The following is a 23798-nucleotide window of genomic DNA, read 5'->3' on the forward strand; positions in this document are numbered from 1 at the left end:
CACCGGTCCCAGCCGCTCCCGCTGCTCCTGCTCCCGGTGCTCCCGGTGCTCCCGGCGCTCCGACTGCGCCGGACCAGCCCGCGGGGGATCCGCAGGCCGTGAAGGACCGGGCCGCGATCCAGGCCATCCTGGCGGACCCGGCGAGCGGACCCGGCGTACGGGAGGCGGCGGAAGCGGCGCTGAAGGGATCGGCCGCGGACCTGCGGCAGTTCCTGGAGGTGACCTGGGCGAAGAGGCAGCACGAGGACGACCTCGTGCTGGTCGCCCGGATCGGCCAGGCCGGCGGTCCGGCCGTGAAGAAGGCCGCCATGGAGGCCATGCACGCGGGCACGCCCGAGGCGATCACCGAGTTCCTGAGGAACGGCCGGCACGCGGCCCGCTTCGAGGACGACCGCGTCGAGATGACGCGCATGCTGCCCGGTGCGGGCAAGGCGATCACGGAGGCGGTCAACCGCCTGCTGAGCAGCGGGACGCGTGAGCAGGTGCGCGCGTTCGTGGCGACGGGCCAGCACACGCTGCGGGCCGAGGACGACCGCGTCGCGGTGCTGGGCATGCTGAAGGACGCCGGGCCGGGCCTGAAGGCAGCCGCCATCAAGCTCCTGGAGGGCAACCCGAGCCCGGCGGAGCTGCGTACGTTCGTCACGAGGACGCAGCACGAGCTGCGCGACGACGACAACAGCGTCCTGACCTGGGCGCTGCTCGACAAGGCCGGTCCGGAGCTGAGGAAGGCGGCGATCGCGGCCATCAAGGGAACGGCCGCAGACCGGGCCGAGTTCCTGAAGACCGGCCAGTACGTGGCCCGGGACAAGGACAGGGCCGCCGAGGGCGGGACGGGCGCGGGCGGCGACAAGAACGGCGAAAAGAACGGCGACAAGAGCACCGACGCCTCCGGTAACCGGCAGACCAAGGCCACCGACGCGGCGAACGGCGGCACGTCGGGCTCCGGCGGCAAGGGCAACGGCAACGGCAAGGTGGCCGCGGCGGGCGGGTCCGGCGCCCTCGCGAGCACGGGCACCGGCCCGGAGCTCGCCCTGCTCGCGGGCGGCAGCGCCGCGGCGCTCGGGGCGGGCGCCGGCCTGCTGTTCACCACCTCCCGCCGGCGCCGTGCATCGGCCCGCGGCTGACCACCGCCGCACACGCGACGCCGTCGACACGGGGGCGGCCACCACGGGCACGGGCACGACGGGCACCACGGGCACACGCAAACGGGAGGGGCGAGGCCGACGGCCCCGCCCCTCCCCGTCCGTCTCCGTCCGTCCCCGTCGAAGGCCGCTACGCGCTCTTGAACTCCTGGCGCTGACGGCCGAGCCCCTCGATCTCCAGCTCCACGACGTCACCGGCGCGCAGGTACGGCTTCGGCTCCGGCTGGCCCATGGCCACGCCCGCCGGGGTGCCGGTGACGATGACGTCGCCGGGGTGGAGGGTCATGAACTGGCTCAGGTACCGCACGACCTCGCCGACCGGGAAGATCTGGTCCGCGGTGTTGCCGTCCTGCTTGGGTTCGCCGTTGACCCACAGCTTCACGTCGAGGCTCTGCGGGTCCGGGATCTCGTCGGCCGTGACCAGCCACGGGCCGAGCGGGGTGAAGGTCTCGCAGTTCTTGCCCTTGTCCCAGGTGCCGCCGCGCTCGATCTGGAACTCCCGCTCCGAGACGTCGTTGACCAGCGTGTAACCGCCGACGTGGGCGAGGCCTTCCTCGGCGGAGGACAGGTAGCGGGCGGTGCTGCCGATGACGACGCCGAGCTCGGCCTCCCAGTCGGTCTTCACGCTGCCGCGCGGGATGAGCACGGTGTCGTCCGGGCCGACGACGGTGTCGGCGGCCTTGAGGAAGAGGATGGGCTCCGCCGGCGGCTCCGCGCCGATCTCGGCGGCGTGCCCGAAGTAGTTCAGCCCGATGCCCACGATCTTGCCGATGCGGCCGATCGGCGCGCCGATCCGCAGCCCCTCCGCATCCAGGACCGGAAGCTGACCGGAGGCCGCCGCGTCCCGTACCCGGGACAGCACGGACTCGTCGGCGAGCACGGCACCGTCCACGTCCGCGATCAGGCCGGAGAGGTCGCGCAGGGTCCCGTCCTGGTCGAGCAGCGCCGGGCGCTCCGCACCGACCGGTCCGACACGCAGCAGCTTCATGGGCATTCTCCCGTGGTCGAGGGTGGTCGGCCCACGGGCATGCCCCGGGCCGGACGATGGGTTGCGGCCATCGGAGGATTGGTCGATCCTCCAAGAAGTCCGGCCTGTCCGCAACACCCTGTTCACATCCTGGAACGCGCCCCTCCGTCGGCCGTCGACGCAGCCGCAGCCGCTACGCCGGCCCGCTCCTTGCGGTACTGGAGCCAGGCCCGCTCCGCGACCGACCACGCGGTGGTGGTCAACAGGTACAGCCCGGCGGCCAGCGGCACCACGGCAGCGGTGATCAGCGTTCCGAAGGAGAGCAGCGGGAGTACGCCGCCCAGCTTGCGCAGCATCTCCTGCTGCTCGGCGGTCACCGGACCCCCGGGAAGGGCAGCAGTGCTCGGCCCGGCCAGTGCGGCCGCCCGCCGCCCGCGCACCGCGCTCCACGCCGCGACCGCACCGATGGCCGCGAACAGCCCGAGGAACACCAGGCCCTGGGCTCCGACAACACCTCCCTCCCCGAGCGCATCGGCCCACCGGGCCCCCAGCGGCGCGGCGAACAGCCGGTGCCCCAGCAGTTCACCGGACGTGGAGAAGGCTCGGTACATCACGAAGAACACCGGCAGCTGCAACAGCACCGGCAGGCACCCCGCCGCCGGGGTGGCACCGCGAAAGGCCGCACGGCTCAGCGGGTGCAGGGCGAGGCGCACCAGCACGGTGAACAGCACGATCGCGGCAGCGGTCGCGGACTCGGCCAGCGCCGGCTCCAGGAGCCGGCCGAGCTCGGTAACAAGGTGGACGAAAACGGACACGCGGGCCCTCCGGGGGGTCTCGTCGAACGTCGAAGCAGATGCGATTCGGCGCGACGACCCGCGAGGGGCGACAACGGTGATCAGCAGTGAGCGAGCGGAAGGCGATGCGCCCCTACGCGGCCGTCAGGACGAGACGGCCCGGCGCCCTGGGCCGCGACCGGCCGGACGCATCGGGATCCCGCTGCGGCAGGAACGCCGTGCGCTGCTCGCGATCCCGTATGGCGGTGCGTATTCGGTGCGGCGGCACGGGCCGTACGAGCCGTGCGGCCAGGGCGGCGGCGCCCACGGCGATGGTGGCGGCGAGAGCGACCACGACGGCGCCCAGCCCGCCCTCTCCGGCGAAGAGCAGCCCGAGCAGGCCCCCGAGCAGCACGAGGGAGCCGATGACCGCCCCCATGCGCACCACCCATGTCCGACCCATGCGGACCACCCCCTCTCGCCCTCTCAACGGCGGGTCACCGCTGCAGAGTTCCCCAGACCACGAGCCGGTACCGGGAGGTGTACTCGGGCGTGCAGGTGGTGAGCGTGATGTAGGCACCGGGCTCGGCGTACCCGTACTCCGGACCGGCCGTACTGCTCGGCACCGGAGCGATCACCCCGGTGTCCCGCTCGCTCGTCTGCGCCAGCGTCCTGCCCACCACGTAGACGTACCGCCGGCCCCGTACCTCCACGATCAGCTCGTCCCCGGTCCGCAGCCGGTTGATGTACCGGAAGGGTTCCCCGTGGGTGTTGCGGTGCCCGGCGAGCGCGAAGTTCCCCTGCTCCCCGGGCTGCGCGGTCCCGGGGTAGTGCCCGACGTACCCCTTGTCCAGCACGGCCCGCTTGTCGACCCCCTGCGCGACGGGCACGACCACGCCGAGCCGCGGGATGCGCAGCACCGCGTAGCCGGCCCCACCGGGGGCCTGGGAGGTCGGGGGAGCCCCGGCGCCCGTACCGGCACCAGCGGTCCGGGAAGGGGACGGCGACCCGGCAGGAGACCCGGCAGGAGACCCGGCAGAGGACGGCTCGGGGAAAGCCGGACCCGGAGGAGAGGACGAGGCCGCATCGACACGGGGTGCGCCCTCCAGACGGGCCACCTCCTGCCGGGCGGCGACACGCGCCTGCCGGTTCGTCCACCACCCCTGGTGCACCACCAGCAACAACACCACCACCCCCACGGTGACGGCCAGTTCGGCGGCGGCCCACAGCACCCCCGCGACACGCGCCCGGCGCCCGCGCCGGCCACCCGACTGCACCACCACGCGCATGTGATCCCGCACGGGCGGCACCTTAAGACCTCCCCCCTCAGCAGACCAGGGCCAGTACCGTGTGACCCATGCGCCCCGACACGCCTGCCGAGCACATCGCCGAAGCCGAGCGCCTGATCCGCACGGCGACCCGCTACCCCGAGGACCAGGAGCCCTTGCTCCTCCAGGCCGCGGCCCACCTCGAACTGGCCGACTCCCGGGACCGCGCCAGCGCGCTGTACGACCAGCTCCTCGCCGGCTCCCCCGCCAACCCCCACCTGATCAAGGCCCTCCAGGCCGCGAACCTGTGGGAGTACGGCCACGAGCCCGAGGCCCGTGCCCTGATCCAGGGCATCCGCGCGGCGGCCCCCACGGACCCGGCCCCCTGGGCGGTCATCGCGGAAGCCCTCGAAGCACACGACGAGCTCACCGACTCGGAGGAGTGCTTCACCCAGGCCGCCACCCTCCTGATCACCGACAGCACCCCCCTCACCCAGGCCACCACGGCCCTGCTGACCGGCCGCCACCGGGTACGCCGCCTGCTCGGACTCCCGCACGACGACTGGGACATGGTGGCCGACACCCGCCACACCGGCCCGATCCCGCTGGACGAGCTCCACGACCCGAAGCGCATCTGGGCCCTCGGCTCCGACGACCCGGCCGAGCTCCGCGCCGAGATCGCCCGCCTGCGCGCCGAGCTGGGCGACCGCCGCGCCGCCCTCTCCCGCCCCTTCCCGGTGGCCATCCTCCACTGGCCCCAGCGCGAACTGGCCGAGCTCCTGACCAGCTACCCGACCCTGGCCTCGGAGTACCCCTCGCACGAGGCCCACCTCCGGGAGATCGAAACCGCCCTCCGCGCCCTGGCCGCCTCGGGCACGACGAACCTGGGCATCGTCACCGCCAGCGTCCCCTCGTACGAAGCCTTCGCGGCCTCGGAGAAGACCTCCCCGGCCTCCCCCTCCCTCCTCCCGGAATACGCCACCACCCTGGCCGCCCGCGGCAAAGCCACCCCCTGGCCCCCCACCCCTCAGTCCCCCTGCTGGTGCACCTCGGGCAAGCCCTACGCCGAGTGCCACGGATCGGCCTGACGCCTCATCAAGAACGGCAAGGGAGGGGCAGTCCAACGCGACTACCCACCGGACCGGTCTTCCCCGGCCCGCGGGCTTTCGGTCGGTCCCTCCCCTGCGGGCTTTTCGGTTGCCCGGGCGCGGTCTCGGCGGTCGACGCCACGACGACTGGACACCACGGCAATCACGCGCGCTGCCGCATCCGCCACCGTCTCGTGCTCCCACACCCGGACGGACAGCCACCCTGCCTCGGCGAGTCGTAGATCCGTGTTCTGATCGCGGGCGCGGTTTCCCTCGATCTTCACTCGCCAGAAGTCCGCATTGCGGCGCGGCCACGTCGCGTGCTCGGGGCACCCGTGCCAGAAACAGCCGTCCACGAAGACCGCGACGCGCGCCGGCCCGAACACGATGTCGGCCTCTCGGCGCACTCCCTTCACGGGCCGGCGGTGTACCCGGTACCGCAAGCCTGCCGCGTGCAGCGCCCGACGCAGGGCCACCTCGATCCGGGTGTCCCTGCTCTTCTGTCGGCTCATGCGCGCGCGAACGTCGGCAGTGCTCTCAAGAGGTTCCACATCGTCATTGTGACGCCACGGGAAGCTCCAGTTGGACGTGGCCGCGGGCCGTGGCTGTGGGTGGGGTGGGGCGGTTGGTGGTGAGGGTGAGGAGGGTGCGGAGGGCCGTGATGACCTCGTGGGGGGTGTCGCGGATCATCGACGGGGTTGCGCTGACCACCAGGATGCCGTGGGCCTCCAGGCGCAGGCGGCGGCGGAGGGTGGCGTGCCAGGAGTCGCGGGTGTAGTGGTACTCCGCCGAGTCGATCTCCAGGGCCACGCCCTCGTCGGGCCAGTACGCGTCCGGGCTGGCCAGGAAGGTGCCGTCCGGGGTGGAGAGGCGGGCGTTCCACAGCGGGGTCGGGAGGTCCGTCGCCGCCAGGGTGTCGCGGGCCCGTGCCTCGGCGATCGAGCGGACCCCCGCGACCAGTTCCGCCGCGGCCGCGCGGATCGCCGGGCGGGTCAGGAGGCGGGCCGCGCGCAGTTCCGCGTGGAGGTCGTGCGGGTGGCACCAGCCCGCCTGGACCACATGGGCCAGGGTCGAGCGGATCAGGGACGGGTCCTCGGCCCGGGAAGCGAAGTCGGCCGCCGCGCGCACCGGGCGGGTGCTCGGGATCCCGCTGACGGTGATGGTGCGCGGCCAGCGGGAGGTGGCCAGCGGGCGGACCTTCGGGGTGGGGGTGAGCCGGCGCGGGGCCCGGATCAGGACGTCCGCCGGGGTGTGCGGGGCGTCGCGGATGCCGAGCAGGGCGAGGGCGGCGCCGCCCGTGAGGACGGCCGTGTCGCCGGCCAGGGGGTCGGCGGCGGGCTCGGCTGCGTACAGGACGGCGGCGAGGGCGCGTTGGCGGTGGTCCGGGGGCCCGGTCTGGAGGAGGTAGACCCGCGGGAGCAGGCGCTGCCAGGGGCCGCCCGGGCGGGCGCGGGAGCTGATGGTGGCGTCGGGGACGCCGGAGGCGGTGAGTTGGTGGCGGGTGGCCAGGTTGAGCTGCCTGCGGGCGGTTGCGGCCTGGTGCACCGCCGCCGTCCGGGGTCGGCCGGTCGGCCGGTGGGTTCGTGCGTGCTGCCGGTTTGTGATCATGCTGAGCGTTATGCCCGGTCCGGGGTGTGGACACCCGCCCTGGGGGCGTCTTTCGGAAGGGGGCCCGGCTACCGCTCCTCTCGGCCCGGGTGGTCCGGTGACAGGAAGACGATCACGGCCGTCTGCGTGCCCGGCAGGGCCGTCACCTCGTGCCAGCCCAGGCGGCGGTACGTGGCCACCGTGTCCGTGGCCAGGCGGGAGGTCAGGAGCCACGCCCGGCGGTCCGGGGCGTCCGCCGTGATCTCGGTGAGCAGGGTCCGGCCGGTGCCGCGGCCGCGCGCGTAGGGGCGTACGGCGAGCTCGTCTATCTCCAGCGCGCCGCTCAACAGCTCCCGTACGCGCTCCGGCCCGAGCTGCGCCGCGACCTGGGCGTACGCGCGGTCCTTGGGCAGGGCCGCCGGGGTGAGCCAGCCCGTGGCGAAGCCGTCGATGCCCGCCGCGGACTGGGCGAGGGCCGTACGGAAGCCAAGGCGCCGGGAGTCGGTCTGCAGGCGGACCGCGAACTGGCGAATGGTTTCTTCGTCCTCGTTCCAGGGCGGGGCGGAGAAGACGTCGGCATAGGCGTCGACCAGTTCGTCCGCGAGGTCGAGGACGGCCTGTCCGTAGCAGATCACGATGTCCGAGCTCCTCGTTTTTCCCGTTTGGGGTGGGAGAGTGAATGTATGCCCCTCCGGTTCCGGGAGCACGTATCGCACGGATCCGGCGAGTGTGCGACAAATCCCCTCCCCGAGCTCCGTGTCGAGCGGCCCGGCACGCGCGTTGAGCAGCCCGTGCACGGACTCGACAGACTGCTGCGGGCGGCCGGCGGCTGCGCCCTCGCCTTCCTTCTCGTCCTCGGAGTGGTGGCGCTGCTGCCGCCCGCCGTCCAGGACGCCGTACCGGATGCCGTGATCGGCGGGGCCGTGCTCGTGCTCGGGGCGCTGGGTGCTCGGCGGGCGGTCAAGCCGCCGCGTTAGCCTCGTCCCCGGAGAGATCTCCGAGACGATCTCCGAGACGATCTCCGAGACGGATCCCGTACAGGACGAAAGAGGAGTGCGCATGGCGCGCGTACCGAGTTCCGCAGTGGCCGCCGCCGGACTCGTCGGCGGGTACGCCGTCGCCCGGTGGACCGGGAAGCGCCGGCTGGGCGGTGTCGTCCTCGGCGCCGCCGGCCTCGCCGCCGGGCGGGAATGGCACCGGCGCGCCGGAGCCCCCGCGGCCGCAGGGCTCGGCGCGCTCTACCTCGCCGGCTTCGCGGGCGCGCACCCGCTGGCCAAGAAGGTCGGGGCCTGGCCGGCCGTCCTCGGGGCGGCGGCCGCAGTGGCGACGGCGTCCTGGTTCGCCGCCGACGCGCGCTGCCCGCGGGCCGGCGGCTCCGGCCACTCCGGCCACTCCGGCCACTCCGGCGGCGCCGCCCACCCCGTCCGCTCCAGCCGCGGCTACGCCCCCAGCGCCCGCGACACCGAGTAGATCAGCAGCCCGGCCAGGGCGCCGACCACCGTGCCGTTGATGCGGATGAACTGCAGGTCCCGCCCGATGTGGGCCTCGATCTTCCGCGACGTGTGCTCGGCGTCCCACCCCGCCACGGTCTCGGTGATCAGCGAGGTGATCTCCGCGCGGTAGGTGGTCACGACGTACACCGTCGCGCCCTCGATCCACCCCTCCACCTTCCGCTGGAGCCGGCCGTCGGTCGCCAGCCGCGCCCCCAGCGAGATCAGCGAGGAGCGGACCCGCAGGCGCAGCTCGCTCTGCTCGTCCTCCGCCGCCGAGAGGATCATCGACCGGATCGCGGTCCAGGCGGAGGCGATCACGTCCTGGACCTCCTCCCGCTCCAGGATCTCGGTCTTCAGGCGCTCCACCCGGGCCCGGGTGTCGGTGTCCGCCTGGAGGTCGGCGGCGAAGTCCCGCAGGAAACGGTCCACCGCGCCGCGCGCCGGATGCTCCGGCATGTCGCGCATCTCGCCGAGGAAGCGCAGCAGCTCCTTGTAGACGCGCTCGCCGACCTTGCGGTCCACGAAACGCGGAGTCCAGCCGGGGGCGCCGCCCTGGACCGCGCCCATGACGGACTCCGCGTGCGTCACCAGCCAGTCGTACGCCTTCGCGCACACCAGGTCCACGACCTTGCGGTGACCGCCGTCCGCGACGACCCTCTCCAGGGTCTTGCCGATGCCCGGGGCGATCTCGGCGCTCTCCGCCCGCCGGGTGATGGCCTCGCCCACGACGGCCTGCACATCGGAGTCCCGCAGCACGGTGAGGGCGCCGCGCAGCGCCGTGGCCAGCTCGGCGGTGACCCGGTCGGCGTGAGCCGGCTCGGCCAGCCAGGCGCCGAGGCGGCCGCCGATGCCGAGGGCGTGGAGGCGGGCGCGCACGACGTCGGAGGAGAGGAAGTTCTCGCCGACGAACTCGCCGAGGGAGATCCCGAGCTGGTCCTTCTTGGTCGGGATGATCGCGGTGTGCGGGATGGGCAGGCCGAGCGGCCGCTTGAAGAGGGCGGTGACGGCGAACCAGTCCGCGAGCGCGCCGACCATGCCGGCCTCGGCGGCGGCCCGGACGTAACCGGCCCAGGCGCCCGCGCCGGTGTGCTCGGCCCAGGTCGCCAGCACGTACACCAGCGCGACCAGCCCCAGCAGGCCGGTGGCGGTCGCCTTCATCCGGCGCACGCCGCGCCGACGCTCCTCGTCGGCCGCGCTGAACACGAAGCGGGTGCCGCTGCCTCCGGCTGTGGTGCGGTTGTCCACGTGCTCCTGCCTTCCCCCGGGCGCCGGGTTTGTCTGCATAGCATCCGACTCCCGGGACGGCCGTGAAGTTCCCGGCACGCCGTTTCGCTTCCCCTGATGAGTACGGGGGCCTACGGCCACAGCGCGCCCGGACCGGCCACGGCCCCTCCCCCACCGGCGCCCCACCCGGCCGCTCCGAAGCCCCCGCGGCCCGCCTACCCGGCAGCCCCGCCCCCTACAGCTCCTTGCGCAGGTCCGGGCCGCCCCCCAGGCGCTTCGGGGACTTCGGGGACTTCGCCGGCTTCGGGGCCTTGACCCGGACCTCCACCCCGCCCCAGAAGGCGAAGCCCGTCACCACCACGCGCGGGGCGCCCGGGCTCGTCGGGCCCTGGGATTCCCGCTGGTCGAAGGCGCCCATGAAGCCGAAGCCACGGACGTCGACCTCCACCCCCGGCGGCACCGTGATCTCGATGCCGCCCATGATCGCGACACAGTTGATCACCACCTCGCGTTCCGCGAACCGCGCCTCCCGCAGGTCCAGCTCACCGCCGCCCCAGAAGGCCACCGCGTTGAAACGGGCGGGCACCGTCCACCCGCCCTTGCGCTGGAAACCGGACATGACCGCGACCGCCGTCGCGGAGGCCCCCGGGACGCCCCCGCCGCCGATCCGGTCCCGCCAGACCTCCGCCCCGGTCCCCGTACCCGTACCCGCCCACGCGCCCGCCCCCGCTCCCGCCACCGGCGACGGCGCCCCGGCCGGAGCGGTCCCCGCCGCCGGCAGGTCGCGGGTCAGCGGTTCCAGCTCCGCGTAGGTGCGCGACGTGTACGCCGCCTCCAGCCGCTCCTCGAACTCCTCCATGTCGAGCCGGCCTTCGGCGACGGCGTCCCGCAGACGCTCCACCACCCGTTCGCGGTCGGCGTCCGACGCCCTCAGCTCCGGCAACGGCTTCTCCGGCCGTTCGTCAGTCATGCCGACCAGCCTATGCAGCCGGGCACGGGAGTTGTAGGACTTGACCCCGGCCCGGACCCCGGTCCCGACCCTGATTTCTCCCCACCCCCGGAGGGCAATCCCCTCAGCCCCGGCCCGCGTACATCCGCGCGATCACGTCCTCGATGTCCGGTTCCCGGATCGACAGGTCCAGCAGCGGGTACCGCGCCGCCACCTCCGCCACCAGCGGCGCCGCCGGGGCGCCCGCCGGGAAGGCCAGCCACTGGCGCGGCCCCTCCACCTTCACCACCCGCGCCCCCGCCACACGGATCGGCGCAAGCTCGCGTTCCAGGTCCAGCACCAACGTGCGTTCGCTCTCCCCCACCGTCCCCGCCCCGTGCAGGCCGTCCACCGTGCCGTCGTACATCAACCGCCCGTGGTCGATCACCATCACCCGTTCACACAACTGCTCGATGTCCTGGAGGTCATGGGTGGTGAGCAGCACCGTCGTCCCGAGTTCCGCGTTCAACTGCCGCAGGAAACCCCGTACCTTCGCCTTGCTCACCACGTCGAGCCCGATCGTCGGCTCGTCCAGGTACAGCACGTCCGGGTCGTGCAGCAGCGCCGCCGCGATGTCCCCGCGCATCCGCTGCCCCAGCGACAGCTGCCGTACCGGCACGTCGAGCAGCTCCCCCAGGTCCAGCCGGTCCACGCAGCGCTCCAGGTTCTCCCGGAACCTCGCCCGCGGGATCCGGTACATCCGGCGCATCAGCCCGTACGAGTCCTTCAGCGGCAGGTCCCACCACAGCGTGGTGCGCTGCCCGAACACGACCCCGATCCGGTGCGCCAGCCGCATCCGCTCACGCGCCGGGTCGATGCCCGCGACCCGCAGCCGGCCACCGCTCGGCGTCAGGATCCCGGTCAGCATCTTCACCGTGGTCGACTTCCCGGCACCATTGGGCCCGATGTAGCCGACCACCTCGCCCCGCGCCACCTCGAAGCTGATCCCGTCCACGGCCCTGACCTGCCGTTTCTCCCGGCGTACCAGCCCCACACGGCGGCGTACCTCGAAAACCTTCTCGACCCCGTCCAGCGAGATCAGCGCATCCCTGCCCACAACGGCTCAGCTCCCCGTGCTCCGGTACATACGAAGACCCGCCCGCCACGCCAACGAGGCGGGCACGAACACCGCGAGGGCGACCAGCGGGCTCAGGTACGCCACCCAGCCCGGCAGCCCCAGCGGATCGGGCCGCCCCAGCAGGTGCAGTGCGGGCAGCCAGTTGACGAACGCCAGCGGCACGATGAAGGTGACCGCGCGCACCAGCTCCTTCCCGAACACCGTCGGCGGGTACTGGAGCATCGTGTTGCCCCCGGCCGTGAAGGAGTTCTGCACCTCCGCCGCGTCACCGGCCACGAACTGGAACGCCGCCCCCGCCACCATCACCGCACTGAAGATCCCCGCCCCGGCGATGACCATCACGGGCACCAGCAGCACCTTCCCCACCGTCCAGTCGACGTCGAGCGCCGACAACGCCCAGCCCAGCACCACCAGCCCCTGCCCGGTGCGCCCGATCCGGCGCAGGGCGAAACGGTCCGCCGCGATCTGGGCCAGGACGGGCACCGGGCGCACCAGCATGGTGTCCAGCGAGCCGTCCCGCACCCGGAGCCCGACCCGGAAGGTGTTGCCGAGCAGCAGGTCGGCCAGGCCCAGCGAGGCCGAGGAGGAACCGTAGAGCAGGGCCGTCTCGGGCAGCGTGAAACCGCCCAGGACGTCCACGTGCGAGAACATGATGAAGATCGCGACGAAGTCGAGCAGCGTCAACGCCGCGTTCCCCGCCGTGGACAGGAAGAAGGACGTCCGGTAGGTCATCGTCGCGCGGATCCACATCGCGACGATGAGCCCGTAGCCGCGCAACCCCTCCACGACACGGCTGCGTTCGGGCACCAGGAGCGGCCCCGCCGGCCTCCCCGGCCCGAGCCCCGGGGCCATCTCCCCGGCCCCCGCCTGCACCCCCGCCTCGGCCTCAGCCACCCTGGACCACCACCTTCCGGGTCGCGGCCGACTGCACCAGCCGCCCCAGGCCCAGCAGGACGAGCGCCCACCCGGCCTGGAACCCCAGCGCCCGCACCACCCCCGCCGGCCCGCCCTCGGCGTACGTGCCCATCAACACGTCCAGCGGCACCTGCAGCATCGCCGCCCACGGCAGCACCCGCACGAACTCCCCGAAAGCCCCCGGGAACACCGTCAGCGGCAGCAGCACACCGGAGAAGAAGATCGTGACGACGTTGGCCATCATGTTGACCCCCGTTCCGTCCATCAGCCAGAACGCGGCCAGCGCCAGCAGGTAGCGCACCGCGAAGCTCACCGCGAGCCCGAGCAGGAAGGACACCAGGAACAGCAGCCAGCGCACCGGATCGGCGGGCAGCGCCAGCCGGAACGCCAGTGCCCCGGCCAGCAACGGCACCACTCCGCGGCCCACCAGCTGGAAGGCGGACCGCCCGAGGTCCGCCGCGAGCCACCACAGTTGGAGGTCGACGGGCCGGTACAGGTCCACGGCGACGTCCCCCGTGCGGATGCGCTCCTGCAACTCCTCCTGGAAACCACCGCCGATCAGCGCGCCCGCGGCGAGCAGCGACTGGCTCACCCATACGAAGGTCAGGGCCTCGGCCTGGTCGTAGCCGCCCAGCCCGGGGCGCTCGTCCCACAGGGCGACGTACGTGTACGCGAGGATGAAGCCGAAGACCGTGTTCGTGAACACACCTGCGGCCGTCGCGGTCCCATAGGCGGCGTAGCGCCGGAAACCACCGACGGCGACGGCCAGATAGAGGCGGCCCTGCTGCGCGGCTGCCCGAAGCGTTCTCCGGCGCACCGTATCCCTCCGTTTCCCGGATCGTTCCTACGAGGGCCAAAGCGCGCGAGCTTAGTGCGGAGGGGCGATCCACGCGACCGAATTACGCCCGTCCGGCGCGTAATGGGCGGCCATCAGGTAGACACCTTGGGGTACAGACGTGGATGTTCCGCACGGCGCCGAGGAGCCTTGGACGATGAGCGACCAGTCACCACCACCTGGCTGGACGCCTCGTGACCCGGACACCCCCGACCGGCCGGCCGGCCCGGACGGACCGCCCGCCCGACGCCGGCGGACCGGCCGGCGCCGCTTCTTCCCCACCTGGCGCATGCTCCTCGGCGCCTTCCTGCTGCTCCTCCTGCTCGTCTGCGGCGCCCTCGTCGCGGGCTACCTGCTGGTCGACATCCCGCCCGCCAACTCCGCGGCGACCGCGCAGTCCAACCTGTACCTCTACTCCGACGGCACCGAACTCGCCCGCGACGGTGAAGTCGACCGGGTCAACGTCCCCCTCTCGCAGGTCCCCCGCACCGTGCAGGAAGCCGTACTGGCCGCGGAAGACCGGGACTTCTACTCCGAACGCGCCGTCGATCCCAAGGCCATGGTCCGCGCCGCCTGGAACACCCTCTCCGGCAAGGGCAAACAGTCCGGCTCGACCATCACCCAGCAGTACGTCAAGAACTACTACCTGGGCCAGGAACAGACGATCAAACGCAAGGTCAAAGAGTTCTTCATCGCCATCAAACTCGGACGCGAAAAATCGAAGCAGTACATTCTTGAGGGCTACCTCAACACCAGCTACTTCGGCCGCAACGCCTACGGCATCCAGGCCGCCGCCCAGGCCTACTACGGCAAGGACGCCGGAAAACTCACCACCGCCGAAGGCGCCTACCTCGCCACCCTCCTCAACTCCCCCAGCGCCTTCGACGTCGTCTCCCACCCCCAGAGCCGCGAACGCGCCCTCGCCCGCTGGAACTACGTACTCGACGGGATGGTCAAGAAGCAGTGGCTTTCCGCGCCCGAACGCGCCGCCACCACCTTCCCCGAACCCGGCAAGGTACGCCCGGCCGCGGGCCTGTCCGGGCAGCGCGGCTACCTCGTCGAAGCCATCAAGGACCACATCACCGAACGCAAGATCCTCGACGAGACCACCCTCGCCGAAGGCGGCTACCGCATCACCACCACCATCGACAGACGCCGCCAGAACGCCTTCGTCGAGGCGGTCGACGACAAGATGGCCGACAAACTCGACCCCGAGACGCACAAGACCGACCGCTTCGTACGCGCCGGCGGCGTCTCCATCGACCCGGCCACCGGCAAGGTCGTCGCCCTCTACGGCGGCTTCGACTACACCAAGCAGTACGTCAACAACGCCACCCGGCACGACTACCAGGTGGCCTCCACCTTCAAACCGTTCGTCTTCGCGGCCGCCGTGGAGAACAAATCCCGCACCCAGGACGGCCGTCGGATCACCCCCAACACCCTCTACAACGGCGACAACAAACGCCGCGTCGTCGGCACCCGCACCCCGTACGCCCCCGAGAACGAAGGCCGGCAGTCGTACGGGGACATCACCGTCAACACCGCCACCGACCTCTCCGTCAACACCGTCTTCGCCCAGATGGTCGTCGACGTCGGCACCGCCAAGGTCAAGGAAACCGCCGTCGCCCTCGGCATCCCCGAGAACACCCCGAACTTCGTCACCGGCCCCGCCATGGCGCTCGGCACCATGCAGGCCAGCGTCCTCGACATGACCCAGGCGTACGCGACCCTCGCCGACCACGGCCGCTACACCCCGTACACCTTCCTGGAAAAGATCAGCAAGGACGGCGAGGACCTCCACCTGCCCGACCGGACCCCCCGCCAGGCCGTCAGCCGCGAAGCCGCCGACACCACCACCTCCATGCTGGTCAGCGTCGTCGACAACGGCACCGGTACGGCCGCCCTGGCGGCGGGCCGCCCGGCCGCGGGCAAGACCGGCACCGGCGAACTGGACCGCTCGGCCTGGTTCGCCGCCTACACCCCCGACCTGGTCACCGTCGTCGCCATGATGGGCCAGGACCCCGACACCGGCACCCTGGAGTCCCTCTACGACGCACTCGGCGAAGCCCGCATCGGAGGCGGCGGCTACCCGGCCCGGATCTGGGCCCAGTACACGAAGACGGCCCTCGAAGGCACCGACCCCGTCGACTTCGACCTCGAACTCCAGCCGGGGGCGGCCCCCTCCCCGCCGCCGTTCACCCCGAACAACCCCGAGCAGCCGCCGGGCAGCACCCCGCTCCCGCCGGCGCCGCCGTCCCCGCCGGGCCGGCCCCACCGCCCCGGCCGGCCCAGCCCGCCGGCGGACGGGCAGGACGAGGAGGGCCAGACCGAAGGCGGCGAGGACGAGGAGGGGCAGACCACCGGGGGCGAAACCCCCGGAGGCGGCACCGACACGGGCACCACCGCCGGAAGGACCGGCGGCACCACGGCCGGCACCACGGCCGGCACCGGCTCCGGAACCACCGCCGGCGCCCTCGGCGGCGCCGGCGCAGGCGGCACCGGCGGCCGCCGCTCCCGCCCCCCGGCCGAGTTCCTGGAATGAGCCCGCACCCCGCACGGAGGGGACCGGTCAGTGACCGGCCGTGGCCTTCAGCCCCACCACGGCCACCAACAGCAGACAGATGAAGAAGATCCGGGCGGCCGTGACCGGCTCACCCAGCACCGCCATACCGAGCACCGCCGCCCCCACCGCACCGATGCCCACCCACACGCCGTACGCGGTACCGATGGGCAGCGTCTTGGCCGCGTACGACAGCAACACCATGCTCGCGACGATGCCCGCACCGGTGAACACGCTCGGCCACAGCCGCGTGAACCCCTCGGTGAACTTCATACCGATCGACCAGCCGACTTCGAGCAGTCCTGCGACGAGAAGAAGAACCCAGGCCATGACAGGCACCTCCGGAACGAGAGCGGAACGGGGTGCGTCGTCTTGTCGTCCAGCCACGGCCACCCGGTACGGCGCGTCTCGTCGGGGTCCCACCACCGTAGCAAAACACGAAGAAAGGGACCGGTGACAGACGTCACCGACCCCTCTCCGCGCAGATACAGCCGGTCAGGTCAGAGCAGGTCAGAGGTACAGCCCGGTGGAGTCCACGGACCCCTCCAGCCGCTCCGCGGCCACGGCGTGCAGATCCCGCTCGCGCATCAGCACGTACGTCGCCCCGCGGACCTCGACCTCGGCCCGGTCCTCGGGGTCGTACAGCACCCGGTCGCCCGGCTCCACACTGCGCACGTTCTGCCCGACCGCGACCACCTCGGCCCAGGCCAGCCGCTTGCCCACGGCAGCGGTCGCCGGGATCAGGATGCCGCCGCCCGAGCGCCGCTCGCCCTCGGGCGTGTCGGACTTCACGAGCACACGGTCGTGCAGCATGCGGATGGGCAGCTTGTCGTGGGTGGTGGTGTTGGTGTTCTCGCTCACGCCCCGAACCTACCCGCCCCCACCGCGCCCCTACGCCGCAGGGTCATCAGCGCTTGCGCCGCGCCGACAGCACGATCAGCCCCACGAGACCCACCGCCACCAGCGCGACCGGCACGATCCGCTCGGGGCGCGGGGCGCCGTCCTCGTGCCGGAAACCGTCCTTCACGTCCGTGACGAGGCGGTTCACGGCGACGATGGCCCGCCCGGCGGTGTGGTCGACCGTGGAGGCGACCCTGGCCTTCGCATCCCCGATGATCGTCTTGGGGTGCATCCGCACCCCGATCTCGTCGAGCGTCTCGGCGAGCTGGTCACGGCGGCGGATGATGTCCGCCTCGATCTGTGCGGGGGTCCTGGCTTCCGACACCGCGCTGCCTCCGTCGTCGTGGGTGGTGGTCATGGGGGGCGTGTTCCGCCATGCACAGTCTGTCAGCTTAGTCTCGTGGCGTATCGATCCCCTCCCGAGGAGACCAGCGATGAGTGAGCGACTCCAGCCGGGCGACAGCGCCCCTGCCTTCACCCTGCCCGACGCGGACGGCAACGAGATCTCGCTCGCCGACCACAAGGGCCGCAAGGTGATCGTGTACTTCTACCCCGCCGCCCTGACGCCGGGCTGCACGAAGCAGGCCTGCGACTTCACGGACAACCTGGCCGTGCTGGCCCAGGCCGGCTACGACGTCATCGGCGTCTCCCCGGACAAGCCGGAGAAGCTGGCGAAGTTCCGCGAACAGGAGCACCTGAAGGTCACCCTGGTCGGCGACCCGGAGAAGAAGGTCCTGGAGGCCTACGGTGCCTACGGCGAGAAGAAGCTGTACGGCAAGACGGTGACCGGGGTCATCCGCTCGACGGTCATCGTGGACGAGGAGGGCAAGGTCGAACGCGCCCTCTACAACGTCAAGGCCACCGGCCACGTAGCCAAGATCATCAAAGACCTGGGCATCTGACCCCACCACCCGGCCCACCCCGAAACGGCCCGCACCAACCGGTGCGGGCTGTTCCGTTCATCGGACGAACTCCCCCTCAGCCGCTCGACCATCGACCCGTGACTCCATGCGAGGACTGCACGCATGTCCACAGGACGGAGGAGCGCCATGGGTGACCCGTTCGCGTCGGCAGCAGCCGCCTCCACGACCTTCCGCGAACGAACCACCGCCGCGTGCGCCGCAGGGTGGCACAACTCGGACCCGAAACCTCCCACTTCACGCGACGCGCCTGGGGCAGGACACCCGCTCGCGCGCCGCGACCCGTGGCACCGGACACGCTCACGCTGCTCCCCGACGGTCGCCCCGCACGAACCGCGCGCGGCTGACCTCCGATATCCGTGCCCCAACTGCCACAGCCCGACGGACACGTGGTGCCGCAGGCGCCGCCCCGAGTCCTTCGCCTCCCCGGCCTCCGCCCCGTAGACTGAGCGAAGCCCAGCCTGACTCAATGTCCGATTTGGGCGGGATGTCGCGGTTGTGGTGGAATTGGCAGTCACGCTGGGTTTAGGTCCCAGTGGGGTAAAACCCGTGGGGGTTCGAGTCCCCCCAACCGCACACGCATACCGAAGGCCCCGTACGCAGCCGCGTGCGGGGCCTTCGGCGTGAGCCGGGGCATCGGGCCCTCAGTCCACCAGGGCCCGGATGAACGGGACCAGCGCGCGGAAGGCCTTGCCGCGGTGGGAGATGGCGTTCTTCTCCGCCGGGGTCAGTTCCGCGCAGGTGCGGGTGTCGCCCTCCGGCTGGAGGATCGGGTCGTAGCCGAAGCCGCCCGTGCCCGTCGGGGTGTGGCGGAGGGTGCCGGGGAGGCGGCCCTCGACCACGCGTTCGGTGCCGTCCGGGAGGGCCAGGGCCGCCGCGCACGCGAAGTGGGCGCCGCGGTGGACGTCGTCGATGTCCGAGAGCTGGGCCAGCAGGAGCTCCAGGTTCGCCTTGTCGTCGCCGTGGGTGCCGGCCCAGCGGGCCGAGAAGATGCCGGGGGCGCCGTTCAGGACGTCCACGCACAGGCCGGAGTCGTCGGCGATGGCCGGCAGGCCGGTGGCTCGGGCCAGGGCGTGGGCCTTGAGGAGGGCGTTCTCGGCGAAGGTGATGCCCGTTTCCTTGACGTCCGGGATCTCGGGGTACGCGTCCGCGCCGACCAGCTCGTACGGCAGGCCGGCGTCGGACAGGATGGCGCGGAGTTCGGAGACTTTGCCCGCGTTGCGGGTCGCGAGGATCAGGCGGCGGCTGCTGGTCATGGGCTCCATTATTCCGGTCGGCTCGCTGCGCCCGGTGCTCGCCCCGGCTCGCCCCGGCCCGCCTGCGCCCGGCTCGGCGCTCAGCCCGGGGTGCAGACCTTCGACAGTTCCTTCGCCGCGTCCGCGACGGGGGTGACGTCGGGGGTGGGGTTGCCGCTGTCGATCGACGTGCGGACGTTCTTGACGGCCGTGTTCATCGAGTCGATGGCCTTGCCGAGATCGGTGTTGTCCGTCTGGTCGCCGATCTTCTTGAGGTTCGTCTCGATCTGGTTCAGCGCGTTCTGGGCGTCCTGCGGGCTGTTGCCCGCGTTCGAGACCGCCTGCTGGAGGTCGTTCACGCCGTTCGTGATGGCCACCGCCGTGTTCGCGCAGTCCATCGCCGTGGAGATCGCGTCGCAGGAGGTGAGGGCCGGGACGGTCAGGACGGCCGCCACGGCCACGGCGGCTATGCGGAGCTTCATTCGGGTCCCCCCGGAAGGTTTGCGGGTACGTGGACGGGCGCACGGCTGTGACGCCGTGCGCCCGTGTCTGCGGAGACGCCGTGGCGCCCGCCGCGGTTGCTACAGCTGCAGCGCTCCGCGCTGGATGGCCTCCAGGTCGGCGCAGCCGCCGGCGGCGAGGTCGAGGAGGGCGTTGAGTTCCTTGCGGTCGAAGGGCTCGCCTTCGGCGGTGCCCTGGACCTCGACGAAGCGGCCGTCGCCGGTGCAGACGACGTTCATGTCGGTCTCGGCGCGGACGTCTTCCTCGTAGCAGAGGTCGAGGAGGGGGACGCCGTCGACGATGCCGACGCTGACGGCGGCGACGGTGCCGGTGAGCGGCTTGCGGCCGGCCTTGATCAGCTTCTTCCGCTGGCCCCAGGCGACGGCGTCGGCGAGGGCGACGTAGGCGCCGGTGATGGCGGCGGTGCGGGTGCCGCCGTCGGCCTGGAGGACGTCGCAGTCCAGGACGATGGTGTTCTCGCCGAGGGCCTTGTAGTCGATGACGGCGCGCAGGGAGCGGCCGATGAGGCGGGAGATCTCGTGGGTGCGGCCGCCGATCTTGCCGCGTACGGATTCGCGGTCGCCGCGGGTGTTGGTGGAGCGGGGGAGCATCGAGTACTCGGAGGTGACCCAGCCTTCGCCGCTGCCCTTGCGCCAGCGGGGGACGCCTTCGGTGAAGGAGGCGGTGCAGAAGACCTTGGTGTCGCCGAAGGCGATGAGGACGGAGCCCTCTGCGTGCTTGCTCCATCCGCGTTCGATGGTGACCGGGCGGAGCTGTTCGGGCGTGCGGCCGTCGATGCGAGACATGTTCCGAGCCTAGTCGGTGCGCGGGGAGGCGAGGACGGGGGAACGCGAAGACCCCGTCCGGGTGCGGGTGTGCGGGACGGGGTCCGGGCGCGGGTGTGGGTGGTCCCGCGTGTGCTCAGGTCAGATCAGGTCAGATCAGGTCACATCATGTCTTCGATGTCGGCGGCGATGGGGTCGGCGTCGGTGCCGATGACGACCTGGACGGCGGTGCCCATCTTGACGACGCCGTGGGCTCCGGCGGCCTTCAGGGCGGCCTCGTCGACCAGGTCGGGGTTGACGACCTCGGTGCGCAGGCGGGTGATGCAGCCTTCGACTTCTTCGATGTTGTCGATGCCGCCGAGCCCTGCGACGATCTTCTCAGCCTTGGTGGCCATGTGTTTCTCCCTGAGTTCTCCGAGAACCGACCCACCGGCGCGGTCCGCTTTGTCACGGTAGCCCACGGTTGGCCCATCTACACGAGCACGTGCGCGCCTTCTGCCGAATGATGACGATCAGCAGGAACCGCCTGCACAACTGGTCTACACCAGTGTGCCGCACGGGACGCACCTGCCAAAACGGGCCGGTCAGGAGGACGCCGATGAGCGCGAGCAGCGCCGCCGCAGCATCACCCGAACCGAGGTGGTGGAACGGCCTGTTCCAGGGGCTCCAGAAGATGGGGCGGAGCCTGCAGCTGCCGATCGCCGTCCTTCCGGCGGCCGGGATCATCAACCGGCTCGGCCAGCCTGACGTGTTCGGCAAGGACGGCCTGGACTGGGCGGACGTGGCCAAGGTGATGGCGGGGGCCGGCGGCGCGCTGCTGGACGCGGACCTGGGTCTGCCGCTCCTGTTCTGCATCGGCGTGGCGATCGGCATGGCGAAGAAGGCGGACGGCTCGACGGCGCTCGCGGCGGTGGCGGGGTTCCTCGTGTACCGGGGGGTGCTGCACGCCTTCCCCAAGGACTGCCCGTCCGGCACCAAGGACGTCGGGGGCGGCTGTCTCACGCCGACGGACACCTTCGCGGGGTACACGTACCAGAACCCGGGGGTGTTCGGCGGGATCATCATGGGTCTGCTCGCGGCCTGGTTCTGGCAGCGTTTCCACCGGGTGAAGCTCGTCGACTGGCTGGGTTTCTTCAACGGCCGCCGGCTGGTCCCCATCATCATGTCGTTCGTCGCGATCGCGTTCGCCGTGGTGTGCCTCGGCATCTGGCCGCCGGTGGGTGACGCGCTGGAGAGCTTCTCGGACTGGCTGACGGGGCTGGGCGCCTGGGGTTCGGGCCTGTTCGGTCTGGCGAACCGGGCGCTGCTGGTGATCGGGCTCCACCAGTTCCTGAACGTGCCGGTGTGGTTCCAGTTCGGCAGTTACACGAAGCCGGACGGCACGGTGGTGCACGGCGACATCAACATGTTCCTGCAGGGTGACCCGGATGCGGGGCAGTTCCTGTCCGGCTTCTTCCCGATCATGATGTTCGCCCTTCCGGCGGCGGCGCTGGCCATCACGCACTGCGCGAAGCCGCTGCGCCGCAAGGAGGTCGGGGGGCTGATGCTGTCGGTGGGCCTGACGTCGTTCGTCACGGGCATCACGGAGCCGATCGAGTACTCGTTCCTGTTCGTGGCGCCGGCGTTGTACGCGATCCACGCGGTGCTGACGGGGGTGTCGATGGCGGTGACCTGGGGGCTGGGCGTGCACGACGGTTTCAGCTTCTCGGCGGGGTTCATCGACTACGTCATCAACTGGCGGCTGGCGACGAAGCCCTGGCTGATCGTTCCGATCGGCCTGTGCTTCGCGGTGGTGTACTACGCGGTCTTCCGCTTCGCGATCACGAAGTTCGACATCCCGACCCCGGGGCGGGAGTCGGACGAGGAGATCGCGGCGATGCAGGCGGAGACGACGAAGGCGTAGCGGCGGGTCGCGCCCTCCCGGAGGCCGTCGAGGCCCTTGGATCTTTGATCCGGGGGCCTTTCGTCATGACCTGCCGTACGACATGCCGGGCGACCCGCCGGAGGACCCGGAGGATGTGGCGCAGGCCACAGGAAATCGAAGGTTCCTTATCTATCCCCGACCATGCTACAACTGGTCTACACCACCCATTGGTGTAGACCACGCACGAGCGGGGCACCTCTGTCCGAGCGCTCGCGTACCCCCGTTCCGAGACGCCGCCGATCCCCCGTTCCCCGGGCGGCGCCTTGCCTTCTGGAGGAAGCCCATGTCCACAGCCACCGCTGCTGCGGAAAAGAAGAAGGGCGCGGGCGTGATGGCTGTCATGCAGCGCATCGGCCGGAGCCTCATGCTCCCCGTCGCGGTGCTGCCCGCCGCCGCGCTGCTCGTCCGCCTCGGTGACAAGGACATGCTCGGCGATCCCTCGCTGCCGGGCTTCCTCACCAAGATCGCCGGATACATGTCCGCCGGCGGCGGCGCGATCCTCGCGAACATGGCGCTGCTGTTCGCCGTCGGCATCGCGATCGGTTACGCCAAGAAGTCCGACGGCTCCACCGCTCTCGCCGCGGTCACCGGCTACCTGGTCTTCTCCAAGGTCCTGGCGACCTTCACCGACCCGAACCTGCCGAAGGTCGAGACGGTCGTCGACCACAAGGTCGCCCTCGTGGACGCTCCCGTCGACGCCAAGGTCCTCGGCGGTGTCGTCATGGGCATCGTGGTCGCCCTGATCTACCAGAAGTTCTACCGGACGAAGCTGCCCGAGTGGGCCGGCTTCTTCGGCGGCCGCCGCCTGGTCCCGATCCTCTCCGCCTTCGCGGGTCTGCTGATCGGCATCCTCTTCGGCCTGATCTGGCCGGTCCTCGGCACGGGCCTGCACAACCTCGGTGAGTGGCTGGTCGGCTCGGGCGCCGTCGGCGCGGGCCTCTTCGGTGTCGCCAACCGCGCTCTGATCCCGGTCGGCATGCACCACCTGCTGAACTCCTTCCCGTGGTTCCAGGCCGGCGAGTACAACGGCAGCAGCGGTGACATCGCCCGCTTCCTGGCCGGTGACCCGAGCGCCGGACAGTTCATGACCGGCTTCTTCCCGATCATGATGTTCGCCCTCCCGGCGGCGTGCCTCGCGATCGTCCACTGCGCCCGCCCCGAGCGCCGCAAGGTCGTCGGCGGCATGATGTTCTCCCTCGCCCTGACCTCCTTCGTCACGGGCGTGACCGAGCCGATCGAGTTCACGTTCATGTTCATCGCCCCGGTGCTGTACGCGCTCCACGCGGTGCTGACCGGTGTATCGATGGCGCTGACCTGGGGGCTCGGCATGAAGGACGGCTTCGGCTTCTCCGCCGGTGCCATCGATTACCTGCTGAACCTGGGCAAGGCCACCAACCCGCTGGGCCTGGCGGTCGTCGGTCTGTGCTTCGCCGCGGTCTACTACGTGGTGTTCCGCTTCGCGATCGTCAAGTTCAACCTGCCCACCCCGGGCCGCGAGTCCGACGAGGAGCTGGCCGAGATGGCGAAGGCCGAGGCCAAGTAGCCGGCAGCCGCCGTACGAACGACGAAGCCCCCGCCTTCCCTTCCGGGAGGGCGGGGGCTTCGTCCGTCCGGG

The 23798-nt window shown here is 71.6% G+C and carries 26 protein-coding genes, 1 tRNA gene, 1 pseudogene and 1 riboswitch; of the genes and pseudogenes, 9 read left to right on the forward strand and 19 right to left on the reverse strand.

Annotation, left to right across the window (positions count from 1 at the left end; genetic code table 11):
* The first annotated feature begins 98 nt into the window (after positions 1-98).
* Positions 99-1124 (forward strand): ALF repeat-containing protein, encoded by a 1026-nt coding sequence (locus ABZ128_RS08150; RefSeq protein ID WP_356846818.1) that lies wholly within the window; start codon positions 99-101, stop codon positions 1122-1124.
* 148 nt (positions 1125-1272) lie between these two features.
* Here the strand turns inward: ABZ128_RS08150 and ABZ128_RS08155 are convergent, their stop codons facing one another.
* The 4 genes from ABZ128_RS08155 to ABZ128_RS08170 form a co-directional block, all read right to left on the reverse strand.
* A complete protein-coding gene (locus tag ABZ128_RS08155; RefSeq protein ID WP_356846819.1) occupies positions 1273-2130 on the reverse strand; it encodes a fumarylacetoacetate hydrolase family protein in 858 nt (285 codons plus the stop codon).
* A 122-nt stretch (positions 2131-2252) separates the two neighbouring features.
* A complete protein-coding gene (locus ABZ128_RS08160) occupies positions 2253-2924 on the reverse strand; it encodes a YidC/Oxa1 family membrane protein insertase (RefSeq protein WP_356846820.1) in 672 nt (223 codons plus the stop codon).
* A gap of 112 nt (positions 2925-3036) precedes the next feature.
* Entirely contained in the window at positions 3037-3345 is a 309-nt protein-coding gene (locus ABZ128_RS08165) for a DUF6412 domain-containing protein (RefSeq protein WP_356846821.1), read from the reverse strand.
* A gap of 34 nt (positions 3346-3379) precedes the next feature.
* Positions 3380-4183 (reverse strand): class E sortase, encoded by an 804-nt coding sequence (locus ABZ128_RS08170; RefSeq protein WP_356846822.1) that lies wholly within the window; start codon positions 4181-4183, stop codon positions 3380-3382.
* 56 nt (positions 4184-4239) lie between these two features.
* Between ABZ128_RS08170 and ABZ128_RS08175 the strand changes: the two genes are divergently transcribed.
* The gene (locus ABZ128_RS08175) at positions 4240-5238 is read left to right on the forward strand and encodes an SEC-C domain-containing protein (RefSeq protein ID WP_356846823.1); all 999 of its coding nucleotides are present in this window, start codon (positions 4240-4242) and stop codon (positions 5236-5238) included.
* A 41-nt stretch (positions 5239-5279) separates the two neighbouring features.
* Here the strand turns inward: ABZ128_RS08175 and ABZ128_RS08180 are convergent, their stop codons facing one another.
* The 3 genes from ABZ128_RS08180 to ABZ128_RS08190 all read right to left on the reverse strand — a co-directional run bounded on the left by ABZ128_RS08180 (position 5280) and on the right by ABZ128_RS08190 (position 7460).
* Positions 5280-5789: a very short patch repair endonuclease gene (locus ABZ128_RS08180; RefSeq protein ID WP_356846824.1), complete on the reverse strand. Its 510-nt coding sequence runs from the start codon at positions 5787-5789 to the stop codon at positions 5280-5282.
* A gap of 4 nt (positions 5790-5793) precedes the next feature.
* The gene (locus ABZ128_RS08185) at positions 5794-6783 is read right to left on the reverse strand and encodes a hypothetical protein (protein ID WP_356846825.1); all 990 of its coding nucleotides are present in this window, start codon (positions 6781-6783) and stop codon (positions 5794-5796) included.
* A gap of 131 nt (positions 6784-6914) precedes the next feature.
* Positions 6915-7460 (reverse strand): GNAT family N-acetyltransferase, encoded by a 546-nt coding sequence (locus ABZ128_RS08190; RefSeq protein WP_356846826.1) that lies wholly within the window; start codon positions 7458-7460, stop codon positions 6915-6917.
* 156 nt (positions 7461-7616) lie between these two features.
* On the opposite strand from ABZ128_RS08190, the gene ABZ128_RS08195 reads away from it, so the two are divergent.
* Together ABZ128_RS08195 and ABZ128_RS08200 are read left to right on the forward strand one after the other, a co-directional pair.
* Positions 7617-7802: a hypothetical protein gene (locus ABZ128_RS08195; RefSeq protein WP_356846828.1), complete on the forward strand. Its 186-nt coding sequence runs from the start codon at positions 7617-7619 to the stop codon at positions 7800-7802.
* Positions 7803-7884: 82 nt separating this feature from the next.
* Positions 7885-8181, forward strand: a pseudogene (locus ABZ128_RS08200) (hypothetical protein); the annotation flags it as partial.
* Between the two features lie 83 nt (positions 8182-8264).
* Here the strand turns inward: ABZ128_RS08200 and ABZ128_RS08205 are convergent.
* The 5 genes from ABZ128_RS08205 to ABZ128_RS08225 form a co-directional block, all read right to left on the reverse strand.
* Positions 8265-9563, reverse strand: a complete 1299-nt coding sequence (locus ABZ128_RS08205) for a DUF445 domain-containing protein (protein ID WP_356846830.1) — start codon at positions 9561-9563, stop codon at positions 8265-8267.
* A 214-nt stretch (positions 9564-9777) separates the two neighbouring features.
* Entirely contained in the window at positions 9778-10512 is a 735-nt protein-coding gene (locus tag ABZ128_RS08210; protein ID WP_356846832.1) for a DUF1707 domain-containing protein, read from the reverse strand.
* 103 nt (positions 10513-10615) lie between these two features.
* The gene (locus ABZ128_RS08215) at positions 10616-11587 is read right to left on the reverse strand and encodes an ATP-binding cassette domain-containing protein (protein WP_356846833.1); all 972 of its coding nucleotides are present in this window, start codon (positions 11585-11587) and stop codon (positions 10616-10618) included.
* Between the two features lie 6 nt (positions 11588-11593).
* Positions 11594-12460, reverse strand: coding sequence for an ABC transporter permease (locus tag ABZ128_RS08220; protein ID WP_356846950.1), 867 nt, complete (start codon positions 12458-12460; stop codon positions 11594-11596).
* Positions 12461-12494: 34 nt separating this feature from the next.
* Entirely contained in the window at positions 12495-13340 is an 846-nt protein-coding gene (locus ABZ128_RS08225) for an ABC-2 family transporter protein (protein WP_356846834.1), read from the reverse strand.
* 175 nt (positions 13341-13515) lie between these two features.
* Between ABZ128_RS08225 and ABZ128_RS08230 the strand changes: the two genes are divergently transcribed.
* Entirely contained in the window at positions 13516-15900 is a 2385-nt protein-coding gene (locus ABZ128_RS08230; protein WP_356846835.1) for a transglycosylase domain-containing protein, read from the forward strand.
* Between the two features lie 27 nt (positions 15901-15927).
* Here the strand turns inward: ABZ128_RS08230 and ABZ128_RS08235 are convergent, their stop codons facing one another.
* The 3 genes from ABZ128_RS08235 to ABZ128_RS08245 all read right to left on the reverse strand — a co-directional run bounded on the left by ABZ128_RS08235 (position 15928) and on the right by ABZ128_RS08245 (position 17143).
* Positions 15928-16248 carry a multidrug efflux SMR transporter gene (locus tag ABZ128_RS08235; protein ID WP_356846836.1) on the reverse strand — a complete coding sequence of 107 codons (321 nt, stop codon included), beginning with the start codon at positions 16246-16248 and terminating at the stop codon, positions 15928-15930.
* A gap of 31 nt (positions 16249-16279) precedes the next feature.
* Positions 16280-16355: riboswitch (guanidine-III (ykkC-III) riboswitch) on the reverse strand.
* A gap of 73 nt (positions 16356-16428) precedes the next feature.
* Positions 16429-16779 (reverse strand): co-chaperone GroES, encoded by a 351-nt coding sequence (locus ABZ128_RS08240; RefSeq protein ID WP_356846837.1) that lies wholly within the window; start codon positions 16777-16779, stop codon positions 16429-16431.
* Positions 16780-16825: 46 nt separating this feature from the next.
* Positions 16826-17143, reverse strand: a complete 318-nt coding sequence (locus ABZ128_RS08245) for a DUF3618 domain-containing protein (protein ID WP_356846952.1) — start codon at positions 17141-17143, stop codon at positions 16826-16828.
* A gap of 109 nt (positions 17144-17252) precedes the next feature.
* Here ABZ128_RS08245 and bcp point away from each other — a divergent pair, with 109 nt between their 5' ends.
* The gene (gene bcp / locus ABZ128_RS08250) at positions 17253-17720 is read left to right on the forward strand and encodes a thioredoxin-dependent thiol peroxidase (protein WP_356846838.1); all 468 of its coding nucleotides are present in this window, start codon (positions 17253-17255) and stop codon (positions 17718-17720) included.
* 510 nt (positions 17721-18230) lie between these two features.
* A tRNA-Leu gene (locus ABZ128_RS08255) sits at positions 18231-18314 on the forward strand.
* A gap of 68 nt (positions 18315-18382) precedes the next feature.
* Here the strand turns inward: ABZ128_RS08255 and rdgB are convergent.
* The 4 genes from rdgB to ABZ128_RS08275 form a co-directional block, all read right to left on the reverse strand.
* Positions 18383-18994 carry an RdgB/HAM1 family non-canonical purine NTP pyrophosphatase gene (rdgB, locus tag ABZ128_RS08260; RefSeq protein WP_356846839.1) on the reverse strand — a complete coding sequence of 204 codons (612 nt, stop codon included), beginning with the start codon at positions 18992-18994 and terminating at the stop codon, positions 18383-18385.
* Between the two features lie 80 nt (positions 18995-19074).
* Complete coding sequence (locus ABZ128_RS08265; protein ID WP_356846840.1) at positions 19075-19455, reverse strand: hypothetical protein; 381 nt, start codon at positions 19453-19455, stop codon at positions 19075-19077.
* 99 nt (positions 19456-19554) lie between these two features.
* Positions 19555-20280, reverse strand: a complete 726-nt coding sequence (gene rph, locus ABZ128_RS08270) for a ribonuclease PH (protein ID WP_356846841.1) — start codon at positions 20278-20280, stop codon at positions 19555-19557.
* Positions 20281-20420: 140 nt separating this feature from the next.
* On the reverse strand, positions 20421-20720 hold the full coding sequence (locus tag ABZ128_RS08275) for a PTS glucose/sucrose transporter subunit IIB (protein WP_356846842.1): 300 nt from the start codon (positions 20718-20720) through the stop codon (positions 20421-20423).
* 137 nt (positions 20721-20857) lie between these two features.
* Here ABZ128_RS08275 and ABZ128_RS08280 point away from each other — a divergent pair, with 137 nt between their 5' ends.
* Positions 20858-22162: a PTS transporter subunit EIIC gene (locus tag ABZ128_RS08280; protein ID WP_356846843.1), complete on the forward strand. Its 1305-nt coding sequence runs from the start codon at positions 20858-20860 to the stop codon at positions 22160-22162.
* Positions 22163-22466: 304 nt separating this feature from the next.
* A complete protein-coding gene (locus ABZ128_RS08285; RefSeq protein ID WP_356846844.1) occupies positions 22467-23726 on the forward strand; it encodes a PTS transporter subunit EIIC in 1260 nt (419 codons plus the stop codon).
* Positions 23727-23798: the final 72 nt, after the last annotated feature.

The sequence above is a fragment of the Streptomyces sp. NPDC006326 genome (assembly GCF_040612915.1).
Lineage (GTDB): Bacteria > Actinomycetota > Actinomycetes > Streptomycetales > Streptomycetaceae > Streptomyces.

What these genes read in the sequence shown, in the direction of transcription:
- ABZ128_RS08155 (WP_356846819.1), bottom strand. Translation starts at nt 2,130, where the DNA reads ATGAAGCTGCTGCGTGTCGGACCGGTCGGTGCGGAGCGCCCGGCGCTG.
- ABZ128_RS08165 (WP_356846821.1), bottom strand. Translation starts at nt 3,345, where the DNA reads ATGGGTCGGACATGGGTGGTGCGCATGGGGGCGGTCATCGGCTCCCTC.
- ABZ128_RS08175 (WP_356846823.1), top strand. Translation starts at nt 4,240, where the DNA reads ATGCGCCCCGACACGCCTGCCGAGCACATCGCCGAAGCCGAGCGCCTG.
- ABZ128_RS08210 (WP_356846832.1), bottom strand. Translation starts at nt 10,512, where the DNA reads ATGACTGACGAACGGCCGGAGAAGCCGTTGCCGGAGCTGAGGGCGTCG.
- ABZ128_RS08220 (WP_356846950.1), bottom strand. Translation starts at nt 12,460, where the DNA reads ATGGCCCCGGGGCTCGGGCCGGGGAGGCCGGCGGGGCCGCTCCTGGTG.
- ABZ128_RS08230 (WP_356846835.1), top strand. Translation starts at nt 13,516, where the DNA reads ATGAGCGACCAGTCACCACCACCTGGCTGGACGCCTCGTGACCCGGAC.
- ABZ128_RS08235 (WP_356846836.1), bottom strand. Translation starts at nt 16,248, where the DNA reads ATGGCCTGGGTTCTTCTTCTCGTCGCAGGACTGCTCGAAGTCGGCTGG.
- bcp (WP_356846838.1), top strand. Translation starts at nt 17,253, where the DNA reads ATGAGTGAGCGACTCCAGCCGGGCGACAGCGCCCCTGCCTTCACCCTG.
- rdgB (WP_356846839.1), bottom strand. Translation starts at nt 18,994, where the DNA reads ATGACCAGCAGCCGCCGCCTGATCCTCGCGACCCGCAACGCGGGCAAA.
- ABZ128_RS08265 (WP_356846840.1), bottom strand. Translation starts at nt 19,455, where the DNA reads ATGAAGCTCCGCATAGCCGCCGTGGCCGTGGCGGCCGTCCTGACCGTC.
- rph (WP_356846841.1), bottom strand. Translation starts at nt 20,280, where the DNA reads ATGTCTCGCATCGACGGCCGCACGCCCGAACAGCTCCGCCCGGTCACC.
- ABZ128_RS08280 (WP_356846843.1), top strand. Translation starts at nt 20,858, where the DNA reads ATGAGCGCGAGCAGCGCCGCCGCAGCATCACCCGAACCGAGGTGGTGG.
- ABZ128_RS08285 (WP_356846844.1), top strand. Translation starts at nt 22,467, where the DNA reads ATGTCCACAGCCACCGCTGCTGCGGAAAAGAAGAAGGGCGCGGGCGTG.